The organism is Leptospira tipperaryensis, from assembly GCF_001729245.1.
GTDB lineage: Bacteria > Spirochaetota > Leptospiria > Leptospirales > Leptospiraceae > Leptospira > Leptospira tipperaryensis.
On record NZ_CP015217.1, the window covers coordinates 3,653,671 to 3,671,577 of the forward strand.

16 protein-coding genes are annotated in these 17,907 nt (G+C 42.2%); 9 read left to right on the forward strand and 7 right to left on the reverse strand.

What is annotated here, in order from left to right:
* Positions 1–68: 68 nt before the first annotated feature.
* Positions 69–869: an enoyl-CoA hydratase/isomerase family protein gene (locus A0128_RS17235; protein WP_069608636.1), complete on the forward strand. Its 801-nt coding sequence runs from the start codon at positions 69–71 to the stop codon at positions 867–869.
* Positions 870–975: 106 nt separating this feature from the next.
* Here A0128_RS17235 and A0128_RS17240 read toward each other — a convergent pair whose 3' ends face one another.
* The 4 genes from A0128_RS17240 to A0128_RS17255 all read right to left on the reverse strand — a co-directional run bounded on the left by A0128_RS17240 (position 976) and on the right by A0128_RS17255 (position 5,204).
* Positions 976–1,374: a DUF3052 family protein gene (locus A0128_RS17240; RefSeq protein ID WP_069608637.1), complete on the reverse strand. Its 399-nt coding sequence runs from the start codon at positions 1,372–1,374 to the stop codon at positions 976–978.
* 2 nt (positions 1,375–1,376) lie between these two features.
* Positions 1,377–1,883 (reverse strand): LIC10604 family protein, encoded by a 507-nt coding sequence (locus A0128_RS17245; protein WP_069608638.1) that lies wholly within the window; start codon positions 1,881–1,883, stop codon positions 1,377–1,379.
* A 57-nt stretch (positions 1,884–1,940) separates the two neighbouring features.
* Positions 1,941–2,435, reverse strand: a complete 495-nt coding sequence (locus A0128_RS17250; protein WP_083244165.1) for a MarR family winged helix-turn-helix transcriptional regulator — start codon at positions 2,433–2,435, stop codon at positions 1,941–1,943.
* 429 nt (positions 2,436–2,864) lie between these two features.
* The gene (locus tag A0128_RS17255; protein WP_083244166.1) at positions 2,865–5,204 is read right to left on the reverse strand and encodes a sulfatase family protein; all 2,340 of its coding nucleotides are present in this window, start codon (positions 5,202–5,204) and stop codon (positions 2,865–2,867) included.
* A 126-nt stretch (positions 5,205–5,330) separates the two neighbouring features.
* Between A0128_RS17255 and A0128_RS17260 the strand changes: the two genes are divergently transcribed.
* The 3 genes from A0128_RS17260 (at position 5,331) to A0128_RS17270 (ending at position 7,195) form a co-directional block, all read left to right on the forward strand.
* The gene (locus tag A0128_RS17260) at positions 5,331–6,206 is read left to right on the forward strand and encodes an alpha/beta hydrolase (protein ID WP_245667256.1); all 876 of its coding nucleotides are present in this window, start codon (positions 5,331–5,333) and stop codon (positions 6,204–6,206) included.
* Positions 6,207–6,324: 118 nt separating this feature from the next.
* Positions 6,325–6,777, forward strand: coding sequence for an FAS1-like dehydratase domain-containing protein (locus A0128_RS17265; protein ID WP_069609373.1), 453 nt, complete (start codon positions 6,325–6,327; stop codon positions 6,775–6,777).
* A gap of 1 nt (position 6,778) precedes the next feature.
* Positions 6,779–7,195 (forward strand): MaoC family dehydratase, encoded by a 417-nt coding sequence (locus A0128_RS17270; RefSeq protein WP_069608642.1) that lies wholly within the window; start codon positions 6,779–6,781, stop codon positions 7,193–7,195.
* Here the strand turns inward: A0128_RS17270 and A0128_RS17275 are convergent.
* Entirely contained in the window at positions 7,192–9,291 is a 2,100-nt protein-coding gene (locus A0128_RS17275) for a SpoIIE family protein phosphatase (RefSeq protein ID WP_069608643.1), read from the reverse strand. The genes A0128_RS17270 and A0128_RS17275 overlap by 4 nt on opposite strands.
* Before the next feature lie 157 nt (positions 9,292–9,448).
* On the opposite strand from A0128_RS17275, the gene rssA reads away from it, so the two are divergent.
* The 3 genes from rssA to A0128_RS17295 all read left to right on the forward strand — a co-directional run bounded on the left by rssA (position 9,449) and on the right by A0128_RS17295 (position 12,191).
* The gene (gene rssA, locus A0128_RS17280) at positions 9,449–10,336 is read left to right on the forward strand and encodes a patatin-like phospholipase RssA (RefSeq protein ID WP_069608644.1); all 888 of its coding nucleotides are present in this window, start codon (positions 9,449–9,451) and stop codon (positions 10,334–10,336) included.
* A 440-nt stretch (positions 10,337–10,776) separates the two neighbouring features.
* Positions 10,777–11,568 (forward strand): tetratricopeptide repeat protein, encoded by a 792-nt coding sequence (locus A0128_RS17290; protein ID WP_069608646.1) that lies wholly within the window; start codon positions 10,777–10,779, stop codon positions 11,566–11,568.
* Positions 11,569–11,576: 8 nt separating this feature from the next.
* Positions 11,577–12,191: a DUF2062 domain-containing protein gene (locus A0128_RS17295; protein ID WP_069609374.1), complete on the forward strand. Its 615-nt coding sequence runs from the start codon at positions 11,577–11,579 to the stop codon at positions 12,189–12,191.
* Here the strand turns inward: A0128_RS17295 and A0128_RS17300 are convergent.
* On the reverse strand, positions 12,188–13,243 hold the full coding sequence (locus tag A0128_RS17300; protein ID WP_069608647.1) for a 2-dehydropantoate 2-reductase: 1,056 nt from the start codon (positions 13,241–13,243) through the stop codon (positions 12,188–12,190). The two genes, A0128_RS17295 and A0128_RS17300, sit on opposite strands and share 4 nt — an antisense overlap.
* Before the next feature lie 145 nt (positions 13,244–13,388).
* Positions 13,389–14,312, reverse strand: coding sequence for an esterase/lipase family protein (locus A0128_RS17305; RefSeq protein WP_069608648.1), 924 nt, complete (start codon positions 14,310–14,312; stop codon positions 13,389–13,391).
* A 404-nt stretch (positions 14,313–14,716) separates the two neighbouring features.
* Here A0128_RS17305 and A0128_RS17310 point away from each other — a divergent pair, with 404 nt between their 5' ends.
* Together A0128_RS17310 and A0128_RS17315 are read left to right on the forward strand one after the other, a co-directional pair.
* Positions 14,717–16,462, forward strand: a complete 1,746-nt coding sequence (locus A0128_RS17310; RefSeq protein ID WP_069609375.1) for an N-acyl-D-amino-acid deacylase family protein — start codon at positions 14,717–14,719, stop codon at positions 16,460–16,462.
* A 71-nt stretch (positions 16,463–16,533) separates the two neighbouring features.
* The gene (locus A0128_RS17315; protein ID WP_069608649.1) at positions 16,534–17,907 is read left to right on the forward strand and encodes an MBL fold metallo-hydrolase RNA specificity domain-containing protein; all 1,374 of its coding nucleotides are present in this window, start codon (positions 16,534–16,536) and stop codon (positions 17,905–17,907) included.

Below are 17,907 nucleotides of genomic sequence, written 5' to 3' on the forward strand. Positions count from 1 at the left end.
ACTATCAAAACCGAATTTTGGAATGAGATAGAATTATAAAAAAATCGAATGAATCAAAGAGGACTTTTATGAAATTAGCAAAGGAAATCATTACAGCAAAAGATTCTAAGATCGGAGTTTTAAAATTGGTACCAGATGGTCCGATGACCCTAACCCTTCCTCTCATGCAGGAATTGGCTTCCATCTTGAGAGAATTTACTCTGGATCAAGATATCAGAGCGGGAATTATCGCGGGACCGGACGGAGATTTTTGCGTAGGTTTGGATCCGGACGCGATCTTAAATTCCAATCAAGATGAAATCGGAAAGATTATGACGGGAGTATTCGATATGTTTGCTTCCTTGATCAGCTTTCCCAAACCTCTGATCTCTGAAGTCGGAGGAAACGCGGTCGGCGGAGGAGCCATCATCGCTTACACTTGCGACTACCGCTACATGGTGGATGGAAAAGGAAGAATCGGATTTGCAGAACCATTGGTCGGCCTTCCTCTTTCATCTTCGTTAGTTATACGTATGAGACAGACGATGTTGCCTTCTGCGGCGTCCGAAGCGGCGCTCGAAGGCGCGCTCTATAAACCTGCGGAAGCTGTACAAAACGGATTGTTAACCGACATAGGCGCATCCTTAGAAGACTTGAGAAAAAAATCTCTGAGCAAGATCAGCGTTCTAAACCGAGTTCCCGCTTCCGCGACACAGGAAACCAAAAGGTCTCTCAATCGAGAAGCTTACGAAGCAGCGAAAGCCGCTCCCAAACAGCTGGAGAATCTTTTCAAAGAACAACCGAGCATGGTAAAAAATCTAATGGAAGCGATGAAAGCAAACAAAGAGAGAAGAAGGCCCGTGTTAACGCACGAAACAAATTATCAATAAATCAAATTCCATTTTTTGGTCGGCTCCCCGCGCAAACGCGGGGCCGGGCTTGTTCCGGATTCATTCTTAAATCCTATTGCCTTTGACAAGCGCCTTCAAATTCACATTACGTTTTTCTTCTATAAAATTTGAGTCCGGACCAAATATCGGAAACCGCGCAGACTTTAACGTCCACAATTCCCAATTTTAAACCGAGTTCTCGAACTACGTTTTCATTCAAGTCCGTAGGAATCTTGGAGGATCCCTTGGGCCAAGAAATCCAAATCATTCCTTTGTCGGCAAGATGATCGACGAGTTTGGAAAACTGTTTTTGAAGTTCCTTCGTTTCTTTCGTGAAGAGATGCAGATAATCCTGAGCGCCTTTTAACGTATTGGAAAGATCCACTTCGGATAAGTAACTTTCAAGGTCCTTATGAACTTCGTCCGGAAGGCCTTTGAAATAAACTTTCATTCCCGGTTTTAAACCCAGTTTGTCTCCCAGAGGTTTACCGGAGTAGCCGGCCATGATTACTTCTCCGTCCTTTCAATTTCTTTTTTCATAAATTCTAAATACGTCCGAATGGTTGCAGTATGTCCGAATACGTATTTAGAAAAGAAACGAAAAACGGGAGAAAATACTTTTCCGTTTTCGGTAATCTTAAGTTTGCTCCCTTCCGAAACGGAACTCAATTCGAAAGTCCAAGAGCCGCCGAAGGGTTTATCCTCGTCCATAATTTTGGATTCGACGAGTTCGTTTTTGCGATCTTGAACAAAGGAATATGTCATTACCTCGTTATGCGAATCGGTTTCTTTCCAAGAGGAAGAAGAGATCGTTTCGATTTTTTTTAGATTCGGTCTCCAAGACGGATATTCTTTAAAATTATGAATGAGTGAATAAATACGATCCGTAGAAGCGGGAAAGACTTGTTCTAACGAAGAGGAATGTTCGACCGGTAAGCTCGCCCCTATGCCGTAGATGCCGATTACCAAAAGAACTAAAAAACCAAAGACATAGATGAGAATAGTATAAATCATAAAAGTTATCTCCAAATATTTATAAAAAGGTATATTCTGTTTTTAGAATGAAGTATTTCACTTTCTCTTGGACCAAGAACGAGAGAGACTTTTGTTTTTCATTTCCAACTCTGCGGCAAAAGCAAGCAAACCTAAACCTTTTACGGCGGCGTCTTGTTCTTCCTTACTCAGTCGCTTGAGCAAATTTTTGACGAGATTTGGATCCAAGACCGATTTTTTACCTTTGATCTTCTCACCCGATTTTGTTAAACGAATCAGGGTGCCCCTTCCATCTTTTGGATTTTTTTCTTTTACGAGATATCCTAAGACTTCCAGGCGAGAAACCGTGATCGACATAGTAGAGGGGGTCACTCCCATGTGAAGCGCCAGATCAAATAGGCTTACGGGCTCATCTCCATCCAAATGGTCCAAAATACTCACTTGATTTGCGGTCAACAGTTGTTTGGTTTTCGGATCCTCAACGTGTCTCGTATGACAGGCAAAAAAAATCCTAGGATAGAATTCAAGAATCTGACTTACCAAATCCGTCGCCATAAACCAGAGTAAACACATTTAGTTTGATTAGTCAAATCAAATTATTGAAAACTACATCAATTTTGCTTATAGCCTTGTCTCTAAATCTTAGAAGAAAAACAATAGGGATCTCAGTGAGCTTGTAATAAAAACGGTGGAGTTCCCGCAGATTATGTTCCCGAAGCGGCTTATGGATTTCCAAACAGATTGGTCGCTGTTAGATTCTTATAGGAGTTCCTACATTTTGAAGTTCTTTGGAAAAGCTCCAGACAAATCCACTAAAAAAACCCGAAGTCGGAGCGGAAACCTGAACGAGTGAAAAACAGATTTATAATAAGACTCGTGTCCTCAAAGCTGATTCAAAAATATCAGGAGGAAGAATATAACTAAAATTCAATATTCATTTCGGTCACATTGACTTTATCGTAATACCAAATGACAGGAGAACTTCCGTCACAGAGGATTAGTTCACTGATGGATATAACCCCAGCTTTCTAAGATCTTACGAACTTCCTGACCCATGGCTGCCTCTTCCGCCGATTCTCGTCCACCTGAAAATCCGGTATGATAATACAAAAAAGGAATTTCTGAAGAAGAATAACGATAAGGAATTCTCCCTAAAGAAACGTTGTCCGGCTCCACCGTTAGGATTCCCGACGCCACATCGGATCGGATCCCCCACTTTCCTACGCGAAAATTTTCCACCTTTCCATCCTTCAAAATTTGAAGTCGAAAAATCGGAGAAACGTCTACGGTTCTGATAGAGAGGGTTTGCTCGGAACGATTGGATTCTTTTGAGAGCAATAAGTTTAGATTTTTTGAATCTTCGTTTAATACTTTAGAGCCGCCGCTAAAATCAAAACGGTAGATCCCACCTTTCGAAAAAAATCGAATTTCACGTTCGCATTCTTTTTCACACTTCGGAAGTCTCAGAGTAAAAACGTTTTTATCGAGCTGATTGTCTTTTAGAATCGTCCGAGCTTCGTTTAACAACTTTGGATTTTTCTCCACAACGTTTACGAGTTCGTTCGGATCGGATTTTAAATCATACAACTCTTCGGGCATTTTATGAGGAACCCCTTCTCTGGTTCTTCGAACCGTATCATAACCCGGATATCTTCGAAGATATTTGAAAGCCTGGGTTTGAATCGATTCGGAATATCGTCCTTCCGTGTAGATCACCGGTTCCAGTTCGGGGCCGTCCTTTCCAAAAATCGCTTTCGAATAATCGTTCCCTTTTAGTTTTTCTTTTTCGTATTCGATTCCGTTCAAACCGAGCAACGTAGGCATTAAGGACAAAAGAGAAACTTGTCCGGAAAATTCTTTCTTTCGAATTCGATCCTGAAAACTTTTCGGCGGATGAATGATCCAAGGAACCCGTATTTCCTTTTCGTAATGTGTTTCTCCGTGTGCGTAAACCGTTTCCGTAATAAAATGGTGATGATAATAATGCGATTTTTCTAACATCTCTCCATGATCGCTCGTAACCACGATCCAAGAGTCTTCAAACAATCCTTGTTTTTTGAGTTCTTCGAAAATTCTTCCTAAAAGGGCGTCGGTATAACGAACTTCTCCCAGATACTTTTGCTGATATTCGTCCAAACTTTTCCATAACAGAGGGTCGGCTTGATCCTTCAATTCTTGAAAATAACGAGCAGGCGGTCGATATCCCCAGTGCGGAGTGTTTAGATTCAGATGTAAAAAGAATAGATCGTCCTTATGTTCTCGAAGAAAAGTTTCCGTTCGGAAAACCAATTCTTCCGTATCCAACGTATCTTTGCCAACCTGTTGAATTTTATGAAATCCCAGATCGACACCGACCGAAGTATAATCCATTAGAAAAACGTTATTCATGATACTTTCCGTAAAGTACCCCTGATCTCGGAAAGCGTTCGGAAGAGTAGAAGGTTTTTTAGAATAGAAAATCTTTCGCTGTTGTCCCGAAGTGTAAAACCAGGCGTTTCCCAAACCTAAGTTAGACGCCACCTCGGATGTAAAAAAAGAAAGCATGGAAGGTTTTGTCCAATTTCCGTTTGCGATCGTATTCTTAAATACGATCGAATCCTTGGACAATGAATCCAAAACAGGAGTGGTGGGAAACGGAGATCCTCCCGAAGACAACGCGTCCTGACGAAGAGCGTCGATCACGATTAAGATTACGTTCTGCTTATTTGTTTTTTCTTTTTCCAATAGAACGGGTGAGCCTAAAAACAAACCGGAACCGTTTTTTGAATTCCAACGGATTTTAAAAACGGAATGTCCGTTTAAATTTTTTGGGTTCAAAGGAAGAGAAAACTTTTTCCATTCTTCCTTTCGAATCTTAAAATCGTGGGATAGAATTTCTTTGTCTTCGGAAAGGATCTGCAATTGTCCCGGGGCCAACTCTCCGGACCCTTGCGACAAAATCGTCGCATAAAATTGAAATAGAATCGAATTCGAACCCGAAAAGGGTTCTTTCATCGTGAGAGAACATTCTTCTCCGGAAGGAATAAATAAAGAATCTTGAGATTCGTTGATAAAGAGAGTTTCGTCGACATAGAGCGTCATCTGAACGTTCTTCCAGCGTCCCTCCGGACCGAGACCGGAATACCTTCCCGGATTCTTCTTCCAATGCGCGCGAAATCTTTCGATCTCTCGATTTGTATCTCCCGAACAAACGAACTCGGAATTTTTCAGAAGCCTGGTAAGATCTCCTCTGACCACGTTCTTTTCCGTTTCCGGGATCCGACTGCAATTCAATAAGATCAGAAGAAGAATCGATCGAATCAAGACCTTCTTGCAACTGAAGAACGTTCGGTATAAGAACATGAATCCAGGAAAATCGTTTCCTTCCTCTCGACAACTGAAAAGAAACCCCTTCGAACCGTGAATTTTTAACAAATGAAATTTTTTTCTCTTTCCAAAGGATCGTTTCCGTTTATAACACGTTTCGCTATGTCATGGAGTAATTCTTACAATCTACAGGATGATACCTTCGCAGGAAGCGGAGGATCAAAGATCTTTTATCGCACCTATCAGCCCAAGGAAGGGAGAAAGGGAAACCGAGTTCTCGTGGTTCAACACGGAATCGGAGAACACAGTGGTCGTTATGAATTTTTAGTAGAAGCTCTCGCCGGAACCGGTACCGCTCTCTACTTAATCGATTCTCGCGGACACGGACGATCCGAAGGAAAACGAGGAGCCGTAGATTCTTTTTCGGACTTTCTTTCCGACTTGGACAAACTCATCGCGATCGCGAAGGAAAAAGAGAAGGTCTCTAAGGTCACACTCTTAGGACATTCTATGGGAGCTGCGATCGTGACTCTTTATGCGGAAGAAGGAACCAATCAGGGAAATCTCAACGCATTGATCGTCTCCGCGCTTCCGATCCGGGCTAAAATGGATTTAAGCCTAAAAGTAAAAAAAGGAATCGCACCTTTCATTTCGGAAATTTTGCCGAATCTTACTTTGCCAACCGGGTTAGACGTAAATGCACTCAGCCGCGATCGAGCGGTCGTAGAGGCCTATAAAAAAGATCCATTGGTTCATGGAATGGCATCGAGTTATCTCGGAAATATGCTTCTCAATTCGGAAACACCGATTCTTGGAAACGCTGGAAAAATCAAAATTCCGATTTATATCTTTCATGGAAAAGAGGACGCAATCGCGATTTACACGGGAAGCGAAGCCTTCTATGCAGTGGTCGGTTCTTCCGATAAAACTTTGAAAATCTACGACGGCCTTTATCACGAAACCATGAACGAACGTTTAGAAGATAGAACCAAAGTTCTTTCGGATCTCAAGAATTGGTTTGAGTCCCATAGTAATTAACAGACAGAACGTTTGTTCTGTTTTTTCCTAAAAAAATCATCGACCGGATTCTTCTTTTCTGGTAACATTGAATCCGGTCGAAAGCCCTTTTTTTAAAAACAATTCTCAGGAACTTTATATGTCAGTAAAAGGAATATCCAAAGACCTGATCGGAACCAAGCTGGATCGCTACGAATTCGACGTAGAGAAAGGAAAGATCCGCGAGTTCTGTCAGGCGATCGGGGAAACCAACCCGATCCATCTCGATTTAGAAGCCGCTAAGAAAGCGGGATACGAAGAAATCCCTGCTCCTCCGACCTTTGCAACCGTGATCCAGTTCTGGGGTTATCCAAAGATTTGGCAAGACATGGAAAACATGGGAGTCGATACGTCTCGGATTCTTCACCTCAAAGAAAAATATACGTATCTCAAACCCATTCTTCCCGGAAGAGTTTCTTCTCAGGGAGAATGTATAAACGTTACTGTCGGAAAGATGGATACGATGACTTTCAAAACTACGATTCGAAACGCTAAAGGCGAATCGCTTGTAGAAGCGGAAATGTCTATTTTCATCAGAAAACCGGAGGCTTGATATGAGTAAGATTGATTTTGATAAAATTGAAGTCGGATATGAACTTCCTCCTTTCAAAACGGATGTGATCACGCACGCAAATCTAGTACGTTATGCGGGAGCTTCCGGAGATTTTAATCCGATCCACAACGACCCCGACTTCGCGCGTAAGACGGGACTCGACGGAACGATCGCACACGGGATGTATGTGATGGCTCAACTCGGAAGACTCTGTACTTCTTGGGCGGATCAAAAACAAATCCGAGAGTTCGGAGTTACTTTTAAGAATATGACTAAGCCGGGACAAAAGCTTACTTGCACCGGGAAGGTAAAACGGAAGAAGGAAGAAAACGGCGAAAAGCTGATTACGGTTTCGTTAGAAGCGGCCGACGATTCCGGAGAAGTAAAATGTTCCGGTGAACTCGTGGTTGTAGCTTAAACTTTTTTTGTAGAATACGATTCCACTGCTATGACGGTTATATCGTCGTAGCGTGGATTGTCTCCCCTCGTCAATTCTTCGATCTTAATGATCTCTTGAATCAAAACGGTAAGATTGTTCTCTCTTCCTTCGTGAAGACATTTCGTAATCAATTCCATATTGTATTGTTTGGTATTTAAGGAATCCTTCATACGATTTTCGATCAACCCGTCCGAAAACAAAAGCAAGCGAGAACCCGTCGGAAATGGAATGGTCTTGGACGCAATCTCGAGAGATTCAAAAAGTCCAAGGATCGGCCCCGTCTTATGAATCAATGAAGGAAATTCATTGGGCATTTGTAGAATTTGATCCGGATGACCCGCAGACGCGTAAGTGAATTCTTCTTTTTCAAGATCGATATCACCGATCAAACATGGAAAAATACTTTCTAAAGAATCGAATTTTTTCAGAAATCGAAAGTTCAATTCCTTTAAGATCTGAGCCGGATTCTCGAAATTCTTGAGTTCCTCGTATTCCGTCTTTAAGGCCATCGTCATCAAAGAGGCTTGTACCCCGTGTCCGACCGCGTCCGCGATCACAACTCGAATCTTTCCAGGAAGAATTTCGGATACGTCCAAAAAGTCTCCTCCCACTTTTTCGAGCGGCATATATTCGTAAAAGAATCGAATTCCCGAGATCGTACGATCCAGCGGAGTTAAGATCTTTCTCTGGACGTTCTGTGCGATTTCCAATTCCCGATTGATCTGTATGATGTTGTCGTTGAGAACTCTCGTTCGATCCTCGATCTTTTGTACGAGTTGTTCTTTCATTTCGAATAATTCTAAGTTGGAGGTTCTTAGGTTGAGCGCCAACTCTCTCGTCTCGGCAAATTTACGGGATCTTTCGGACGCCAACAGGAGCGACTGAAGAAATACAAAGAACACGAGCGCGTAATGAGAAGTCTGAATACTTCCGGTTTTCAAAACACGGGCGTAGAATAAATCCACGAGAACCGCGATGAATAAAATTCCGGACCCATATAAGATATAAGTATAATTTCTCTCTTTGTCGAAGTCGATTTTTAGAATCGTATAAAAGAGATAAGAGATCGTGATCAAAATAAAATAATGATAGATCGAGATATTCTGATTGTTGAATTGCATATCTCCGAACAACGTCACGATCGAAAACAAGATCGAGAAGATCACACCGGCATTGATAAATTTTCGATTTACGTAGGGCGCGAACACGGAACTAAAAAACAAAAGAAAAAACGGAACGCTTACGGATAACGTGAGATGATTGATCTTATTGATCCAGGACCAAGGAACTTCCGGAAAAAAGAGCATTATAATTTTTGAATTGATCAAAGAAGTCCGGAGACAAATCACAAGACTGTACATTCCAAAATACAACGGTGAAACGCTGCTTCTTAGATAAAGATACTGAAAGATGTGATAGATCCCCATGATCAAAAGACTGCTGAACGAAAAGATATCGAAGAAAAGGGTAATCGCTCTGGAAACGCTCGCAGACTGGGCCGGACCGATCGAGACTGGAAGTAAAATTCCAGGTATCGTGGAAGTAAAATTGGAGATAAAAATTTCGATCTGAGCTTCGTCTTCCTCAGCCGCAAATAAAAAATCTCTGGGTTCAATTCTTGGAATGGTAGTCTCCGCGGTCAAACCGGGGGTTCCACCTTCTCCGATCACTTGTCCGTTGATCTTAACGCGATACGCGGACGAAACACTTCCCAAGGAAACGGAAAGAATCTTATGTTTCCATACATCGGGAAGAAAGATTTTGAGTCGATAGGTCGCGTAACCGAATTTTGGGAAGGCTTGATGACTTTTGCTCTCGTTCGTCCAAGAGCCTGGAACACTGATAAATCCTATGGAGCGATTTTCGATTTGATCGTCGGGTTCTTGAAGCCAATTGAATTCCCATTCTCCATTGAGTTTGGTCATTCCGAAATCAGGATCTTGGATTCCTCTGAGATCGATTTTACCTTGGTAAGCCTTGAGTCCGTCTCCGGCCTGCCAGGGAGAGGAAATCATTACCAAAATAATTAAGGCGAACGGACCAATTAGGAAAAAAAATATTTTTGAAAATTGCATCTCGAATTTAGATCCGTTCCGAATTAAAGTTGAAATTCAATTGATGGTCGTCAATTGCATATAACAACTGACGGAATATTAAACGTAAAAAATTTCCATCTGACTGGATCTTTTTCATTTTTTCAAAGAATCTTATATAAAAAAAGCGGGGAACCCATTGAAAAAGGACAAAAAAAGAATCGTAGGATTGGCTTTAGGAAGCGGTTCGGCTCGGGGATGGTCGCATATCGGCGTTATACGAGTCTTGGAATCTTACGGCTGGAAGCCCGATATCATCTGCGGAACCTCGATTGGTTCGATCGTCGGAGCTTTTTACGCGGCCGGTAAGCTCGATCGTCTGGAAGAATGGGTCCAAACCTTAGAATGGAAAGATATCTTGGGATTTATGGATATTTCTTTTGGAGGCGGTTTGATAAGCGGAAAGAAGCTCTTCGATTTTTTTGAAAAAGAATTTAAGGATCTCAATTTTGAACATCTTGAAAAAAAATTTGGAGCCATCGCGACGGACATAGACAACGGAGCTGAAATCTGGTTGAGAGAAGGTTCCGTTCCGCAAGCGGTTCGTGCTTCCATTTCTCTTCCCGGAATATTTTCCCCTGTAAAACGGGAGGAACGTTGGCTCGTTGACGGAGGCCTCGTCAATCCGGTTCCCGTTTCTCTCTGTAAGGCAATGGGCGCGGACTTCGTAATTGCCGTCGATCTCAATCAAGATCTTCTGGATCGAAAGGATTCTCCGGAGGAAGTGAGCGAAAAAGAAAACGATCGAAAGTCATTCTTGTCTCGTTTTTGGGGGAAGGATATGGATGAGAATCTCCAAAAGGAAAAGGATGAAAAGCCGGGAATGATCGAGGTGATGTCAAAGAGCATCAACGTTATGCAGATCCGAATTACTCGAAGTAGAATGGCCGGAGATCCGCCGGATCTGATCATCGCACCGAGACTCAGAAACATAGGTCTTATGGAATTTCACAGAGCGAAAGAATGTATCGAAGAGGGAAAAAAATCAGCTGAATTGGTCGCGAGCTTTCTGGAAAGCCAACTCTGATTCAATTTTAAAAATCAGAATGAATCGAGCGCTCTTTGAAAAAAGATATTTTGTAGTTCTTTCCGGATTGCGTTTATCGAAGTATCTTAGAATCTTTCTGTGCAAGTGGAGAAACACCGATATTCTTATGCGAAGTTTAAGAAGAGTTCTGGTTCCTTACATACCTTTTCCTTCCAGTTCGGATACGATTTGGAATCAAGACATTCACAATGAGTGTATATGTAGGAGTTCCTAGGAAGGGGGATTTTCCTTGCAAAATAATGATTTTCTGATAGAGAAAAGTCACCCGGCGTCTTCCACCACCCGCCCCTCCACCCAAAATCAGGGTGGGGCGCGGCTTTCACGGAAGGACTTGTCGTTGTTACGACAGATTTTTTTTTAAGATTCAACTTTTTTATGGGTAAGGATACGGTTCCTGAGAAAAGGGTTCCAACGCATGTATGAAAAAAACAATTTCGAACTTTAGAAGGCTTCTTGGTTTTACGTTTATTGCGATTTCATTATTCTTCTTCGTTGCAGATTGTAATAAAAAGGATTCCATTTCCATCTTAGAAATCCGAGACCTTACCGAAAAAGACAATCTGGTAGAAGCGCTTCAAAAGGCCGAAGAAAGTCTAAAACAAAAGGGAGATACGGCGGAACTCTTGTATGTCCGAGGCTGGATTCGTTATCTCCAAAAAAATCAAGACGCAGCCGAAAAAGATTTCACAAAGTGCCTTGTCTTGGATCCGAAATCCTTGGATTGCAAAAGAGGACTTGGGCTTGTCTACGAATCGAATAAGGACTACAAAGAAGCCGAAAAAATCTTTCAAGAAGCGCTCGTGATCGCAAAGGAAAAAGGACCGGATGGCGAAGCCATTCTCCATGAGAATTTAGGAAGCCTCTATCTGCGTCAGAATTTGAGAAAACAAAGTTTGAGCGAATTTCAAAACTCGATCTCTCTTACCGATAAAGGAGACGCCTATTACGGTTTTAGTCTTTGCCTGATCATGGAAGGAAATTCGGAAGGTGCGATCGCTTCTTTAGAAAAAGGTGTTACCAAAGTCTTCCGTGGAAGAGCGCTCAAGTCGGAATCCCATTTTTTGTTATCTAAATTTTATTTTGAAAAGAGAAAAGATCCAGTCAAAGCTGAAGAAGAAATTAAGAAGGCCATAGAGATTTTTCCGCTTCATAAAGAATATCTGAATGCTCTACAAACCTACACAAAGGAAAGAATCAAATCCAATCTTTGATTTCGATCATGATAAAAGCAGTTTATAGACTTATACACCAACAAATCATAGTTCCCTTTCAACAGTCGCACGCTCCCGTCAAAGAAGTTTGTTTAGGAACTTCGATCGGACTTTTCTGGTCTCTGACTCCTCTCATAGGAATTCAAATGTATCTCGGCTTGATAACTTGGGTTCTTCTTAGAATCTTAGGAATTCGTTTTTATATGCCGATCGCGATCGCAATGATCTGGATTACGAATCCCGTCACACTTCCCTTTTTCTATTATATTTTCTACGTCACCGGAGCCGTAGCCTACAACGCCCTCGGTTGGAATATGGCTTCGATGAGCTTTGATCGCATTTTGCAAGTCATCAATCATTCCAGTTCGTTGGAATTGTATGAAGGCCTAAAATACTGGAGTTCTTTTTTGATAAACGACATGGGTGCGCCTATGTTCTTGGGGGGATTTTTAATAGGAATTCCTTCCGCGCTCGCCGGTTATCCGATCACAAAATCTTTGTTAAACGGATTCAGGGAAAAACAAGCCTCCAAAGAAGGTTTGAGTTTGAAAGAATGGGAAGAAAAATATATCCGTAAGGAATCGGATAAAACAAAATCAATCTGGAATATTCTAAAAAATTAATTCAGATTGATTTTCATTTTTTTCGCCAATTCTTCGGCGCTTAGATTTAAAATCTTCGGATTTGCTTCGGCCTCTTTGATCAAACGAACAATTTCTCGATTGAGAGGCGCCGGATGACCCATAACGTCCGCCAATTTGATCACTTCCCCGTTGAGAGAATCGATTTCAGTGGGTCTTTTATGCACCAAATCTTCCCACATCGAAGAACGCGCCTGCGGATCGATCTTCACCATTCCGGAAGCGATTCTAAAAAAAAGAAAATCGGGAAGATTCAAAATAAAAGGGGCCAAGGTCGGAATCATCTTTCCGGAACGAACCGGTCTGATTTCAGCGAGTCTCAGAATCTCCAGCGATTCTTTCATGAGTTTGGAAAGAATTTTACGGTAACCTATTTTTGAAATTTCGGTTTTTAGAGTGAGCCCCGAAAGCGCATTCAAAGAATTATTTAAGTTAAAGATCAACTTTCCCCAGAGAACTCCGCCGATATTTTTATGAGTGTTTGCGGAAAGACCGGCGCGATTTAGAATCGAAACGATCGAACGTCCGGATCGAGAATATTCTACGACTAGATCCCCACTCGTTCCTTTATGAAAGTGACCGTTTCCTTTGGAGACGACGTTGAACGGAACCATTCCCGCCAAAACTTCTACGGGCCGATTTTTCAAACCTTCTCTCAGAACCTCCGCGTTTCGTACACCATTCTGAAAACTGATCACGATCGGGAGCGCGCTGGAAACTGAATGTATCTTCTGTCTTTTTTCAAGAATCCCGCTGAGCTCTTGAGCGAGATCCTTCGTATCTTTCGATTTTACCGTAACTAAAAAAACATCCGCGTTGGAAACACCTTGAAGAGAGGTTGTATAAGGAATCGAACCGGGCGGAAGAAGAATTTCGTTGCTGGTAAAATCCGTTATCTTCGCGCCGAAAGTTTTCAATTCATTTTGAATTCTTTCTCTACCGTAGAGAGTTACTGAATTGCCTGCAGCTAACAATTTACAACCGAGGTAAGTTCCGATACTTCCGGAACCTAAAATTGCGAACGAAGGTTTCATAGGGAATGGTATTGAATCGGAACTATGAATTTTATTCTACAACTATTGGTAGTTAGTCGGTAAAAATCGGGGAAAAAGTAAAAAAAAAGGACTCCGCGTCGAAACGCGGAATCCTATCTTGCACGGTTACTGGAATTTTAGGAAACTATTGATTCGCTTTGGCGTTGGAAGCCATTGCGAGGTAATAACCTTCTACGTCATACCAAGTCTGACCAGAAAGGAGAGTGTTGGAAGCTTCGAGGTGATCGACGCCTGTAGTGAGGATTCCGTAAGAGGGTCCTCCCTTCCAAGTTCCCCATTTTTGAGAAGTTGCAGGAACGAGACCGTCGTTAGAACCGCCTTGTCCGTTGAAAACTCCACCTGCCCAACATGCTGGATAAAGAATTCCCATCAGTGGGTGTTGAATCAGATCTGGAATGGAGATGGTAGAACCATAAGAATAGTATTTAACTCCCGATTTATCAGGAGTATAACCGTTGAAAGTCGCCATTCCGCCGGTAGTCAAAGAATTCAGTGCTTTGATAGCATCTTGTTGTCCGCCGCCGTAAACCAACTGAACCACAACGCCAAGAACCGCAGAAACAAAAGGTTTCGCCCAGCTTGGAATCACTGCGCTCACGATGTCTGCAATCGGGCTTCCTCTGTGTGGAGAATTCAGAGTAGTCAGAGTGGAAATTTTTCCTGACATTCCCAAATTGGAAATCATGTAACGGCTATCCAGACCACCTTGTGAGTGACCAAGAACGTGAACCTTAGTAAAGCCGTTTGCGGCCATATAAACGTTGATTTTGTCTCTTAATTCCGCGCCTCTTGTCTCGTTGGACTGAGCCGCAGTTTTAGTAGGAGCGTAAACACTCGCGCCTTGATTTCTCAAGTAAGTGTCCATTCCACCCCAATAATTTACGATGTTGATAACTCCGCTAGAATCCGTTCCCCAACCGAATAATCCGTGGGAAAGAACGATCGGATACGAACCGGTTAATGGTTTCGAAGAAGACCCACCGCCGGATGCCATTAAAGAACCTGTTAAAAGGAAACTCATAAGGATCAATAAGCTTAATTTGCGCATTTCAATTACCTCAATTCTCTTCACTATTGTTTTTTCTATTTTTAGATTTCGCATTGGTCTTCTTCGCTTGTAGTGTTTGATACACCGAAGTAAGAAATTAAACCCATATAAATCTCTGTCAAGAGCATTCGTATAAAAAAGATCTTTTTTAAATAATGAACATTAGTTCATTCTATTTTATACATTTGGGTCGTTTTATAACTTTCACGCACCTTAAGTATTTACTTAAAATGGATAGGATTGGCATTTTAGATCATTCTATCCATAACAATCGATATATTATTTATAATTTATACTTAGCTATAGAATTCCACAAAATAAAAATGTTTGACTAAAATTCGAGAACGCTTCCGATCCACTTGGAAAGCGCATCTAACGTACGCTTTTTGGGAGAATTTTCAAGAATGAAAACCTATGATTGGATTATTAAAAACGGACTCTTTTTTGACGGAACGGGAGCTCCTCCTGCAATTCGTCACCTCGGGATTGTCAAAGGAGAATTGATAGAAATCAGCGATTCTCCCTTGGATGATAATACTTCAGAAAAGGTTTGGGACGCACGAGGTCGTTGGGTCACGCCGGGATTTATCGATTTTCACACACACTACGACGCAGAGATCGAAGCCGCCCCTTCTCTTTCAGAATCACTCCGTCACGGAGTTACGACCGTCACGCTCGGAAGTTGTTCTTTGAGTTTGGCTTTGGGATCTCCGGAAGATTTGGCGGATATGTTTTCCAGGGTCGAAGCGATTCCCAGAGAACAAGTGCTTCCTCTCTTACAAAAGAAAAAAACCTGGAACACTCTGAAAGAATATACCGAGCACCTAAATCAATTGCCTCTCGGACCCAATGTCACTTCCTTTGTAGGCCATTCTTCCATTCGAGCTTATGTGATGGGTCTCGAAAGATCTCTGAGCAAGGGTGTCAAACCCAGTGAGGAAGAAATGGCTCGTATGAAATCCCTTCTCCAAGAAGGAATCGACGCGGGTTATCTCGGTCTTTCGATCAATACTCTTCGCTGGGATAAAATGGATGGAACTCGTTTTCGAAGTAAGCCCCTTCCTTCCACGTTTGCTTCTTGGTCGGAGTTCAGAAGTTTTAATCGGATTCTTAGGGAGAATGGAAAAATCTTTCAAGGAGTGCCTAACGTTTCCACCAAAGTGAACGTCCTCCTTTTCTTCTGGGAAAGTATCGGAGTCTTTCGTAAAAAACTAAAAACCACAATCATCTCTTTGATGGATCCAAGATCGAATCGAACTCTCTATCGACTCGTCGCCGGGCTCGCACGTTTGATCAATCGATTCTTAGGCGCGGACTTTCGTTTTCAAGCGTTACCCGAAATTTTCGACCTCTATGCGGACGGAGTCGACGTTGTCGTCTTTGAAGAATTCGGAGCGGGCACTGCTGCGATCCATCTCGCCGATCTTGTGGAAAGAAAAAAACTCCTTCTCGACAAAGGATATCGAAAGTGGTTTCGAAAACAATGGACCAACTTTTTTCTTCCGAGAGTTTTTCACCGTGATTTCAATCAAGCAACCGTCGTGGAATGTCCGGATTCTTCTTTGATCGGTAAAACGTTTTATCAAATCTCGAAACAAAGAAAAGAACACGTCGTCGATACGTTTCTCAATCTTTGTGCGGAATATGGAAACGATATCCGATGGTACACTGTCATCGCCAACGATAGACCCGGACCTTTGAAATTTATCATCAGCCATCCGGATGTCTTGATCGGTTTTTCGGACGCAGGCGCGCATCTTCGTGGAATGGCTCATTATAACTTTCCTCTTCGTATGCTACGACTCGTCAATGATGGAATCCGAGAAGGCAAACCATTCTTAACTTTGGAAAAAGCGATCTGGAGATTAACGGGTGAAATCGCGGACTGGTTTGGAATCGACGCGGGCCGTCTTCAGAAAGGTTCTCGAGCGGATATCGTAATCTTAAACCCGGAAGGTTTGGATAATTCGGTCGAAGAAATTCACGAAGCGCCTCTGGAAGAATTAGGTGGAATCGTTCGTTTGGTTCGAAGAAATGACAAAGCCGTTGACGCTGTTTTTATAAACGGAAATCTCTGCGTTCAAAACGGAAACGTCTTAGATGACGTTGGAAAGAAAAAAGGTCTGGGAAAATTTTTAGCAGCTCGATGATTTGATTTATATCAAGAATCCTTAAAAATATTCTGATTGTTTTTTTCCATTTCGAAAGCGTCCCTTAAGAAATGAGTTCAACCGTTCAAATTCATTTCTTAGGCGCTTCGGGCACGGTCACCGGTTCCAAATATCTTATCGCTACAGGCAAAACAAAAATCCTCGTTGATTGTGGACTCTTTCAAGGTCTCAAAGAACTCAGACTTCTGAACTGGAGTACACTTCCCGTAAACGCTTCCGAAATAGACTGGGTGTTACTCACACACGGCCATCTCGATCATACGGGTTATATCCCTAGACTCGTCAAACAAGGATTTCGCGGTAAAATTCTGGGGAGCGCACCGACTCTTGAAATCGCGGAAATCATCTTAAAAGATTCAGGCAAAATTCAAGAAGAAGAAGCTGATCGAGCCAATCGAGGCGGCTATTCCAAACACAAACCCGCGGTTCCTCTTTACGATCTCAAAGACGCAACGGCTTCTCTTACATATTTGTATTCTAACGAGTTGGATCACTGGAAAGATTTGGGTGAAGGTGTGCGAGCAAGATTTCAGTACAACGGCCATATCCTCGGTGCGACTTTTATCGAGTTGGAAATTTTCGGAAAACTCTTTGTATTTTCCGGCGATATAGGAAGACCGGAGGACTTACTCCTGTATCCTCCGCACAAACCTAAAAAAGCGGACTATCTTTTTATCGAGAGTACTTACGGAAATAGGATTCATCCTAAGAATCCGGAAGAGCAATTAACAAAAATATTAAACGAAACCCTGGAAAGAAAAGGAACGGTGATTCTACCGAGTTTTGCCGTGGAAAGAGCGCAGAGTTTGATGTATCTTCTTTGGAAATTAAAATCGGAATCTAAAATCCCGGACGTTCCGATGATCATGGATAGTCCTATGGGAAGAAACGTTTTCGAAGTCTTTCAGACTCATACAAAATGGCATAAACTTTCTCCGATAGAATGTTCTCAGATTTGGGATTCGTTTCGAAAAACGGAATCGATGAAAGAAACGTTGCAATTCGCCGAGGATCATTCGCCTAAGATCGTGATTGCTGGAAGCGGAATGGCAACGGGAGGAAGAGTTCTCACCTATCTTCAAAATTATTTGAGCGATTCGAATTCCACGATTCTCTTGTGCGGCTTTCAAGCGGCTGGAACAAGAGGAAGACAATTACAGGAAGGAAACCACGAAATCAAGATCTATGGAAAATTTTATCAAGTAAACGCGCAGATCCAATTGATCGAAGGTTTGTCTTCTCACGCAGATCAAAATGAAATTATAGATTGGTTAAGCGACTTAGAAAACAAACCGCCGACCAGAACGTTTATCGTTCACGGCGAAAAAGGTGCGTCGGACGCTCTTCGCGTTAAACTCAGCGATCTTTTTAATTGGAACTGCACCGTACCAAACTTATTCGATATCATAGAATTGGAATTGTAG

What these genes read in the sequence shown, in the direction of transcription:
- A0128_RS17235 (WP_069608636.1), top strand. Translation starts at nt 69, where the DNA reads ATGAAATTAGCAAAGGAAATCATTACAGCAAAAGATTCTAAGATCGGA.
- A0128_RS17240 (WP_069608637.1), bottom strand. Translation starts at nt 1,374, where the DNA reads ATGGCCGGCTACTCCGGTAAACCTCTGGGAGACAAACTGGGTTTAAAA.
- A0128_RS17245 (WP_069608638.1), bottom strand. Translation starts at nt 1,883, where the DNA reads ATGATTTATACTATTCTCATCTATGTCTTTGGTTTTTTAGTTCTTTTG.
- A0128_RS17250 (WP_083244165.1), bottom strand. Translation starts at nt 2,435, where the DNA reads ATGTGTTTACTCTGGTTTATGGCGACGGATTTGGTAAGTCAGATTCTT.
- A0128_RS17255 (WP_083244166.1), bottom strand. Translation starts at nt 5,204, where the DNA reads ATGTTCTTATACCGAACGTTCTTCAGTTGCAAGAAGGTCTTGATTCGA.
- A0128_RS17260 (WP_245667256.1), top strand. Translation starts at nt 5,331, where the DNA reads ATGTCATGGAGTAATTCTTACAATCTACAGGATGATACCTTCGCAGGA.
- A0128_RS17265 (WP_069609373.1), top strand. Translation starts at nt 6,325, where the DNA reads ATGTCAGTAAAAGGAATATCCAAAGACCTGATCGGAACCAAGCTGGAT.
- A0128_RS17270 (WP_069608642.1), top strand. Translation starts at nt 6,779, where the DNA reads ATGAGTAAGATTGATTTTGATAAAATTGAAGTCGGATATGAACTTCCT.
- A0128_RS17275 (WP_069608643.1), bottom strand. Translation starts at nt 9,291, where the DNA reads ATGCAATTTTCAAAAATATTTTTTTTCCTAATTGGTCCGTTCGCCTTA.
- A0128_RS17290 (WP_069608646.1), top strand. Translation starts at nt 10,777, where the DNA reads ATGAAAAAAACAATTTCGAACTTTAGAAGGCTTCTTGGTTTTACGTTT.
- A0128_RS17295 (WP_069609374.1), top strand. Translation starts at nt 11,577, where the DNA reads ATGATAAAAGCAGTTTATAGACTTATACACCAACAAATCATAGTTCCC.
- A0128_RS17300 (WP_069608647.1), bottom strand. Translation starts at nt 13,243, where the DNA reads ATGAAACCTTCGTTCGCAATTTTAGGTTCCGGAAGTATCGGAACTTAC.
- A0128_RS17305 (WP_069608648.1), bottom strand. Translation starts at nt 14,312, where the DNA reads ATGCGCAAATTAAGCTTATTGATCCTTATGAGTTTCCTTTTAACAGGT.
- A0128_RS17310 (WP_069609375.1), top strand. Translation starts at nt 14,717, where the DNA reads ATGAAAACCTATGATTGGATTATTAAAAACGGACTCTTTTTTGACGGA.
- A0128_RS17315 (WP_069608649.1), top strand. Translation starts at nt 16,534, where the DNA reads ATGAGTTCAACCGTTCAAATTCATTTCTTAGGCGCTTCGGGCACGGTC.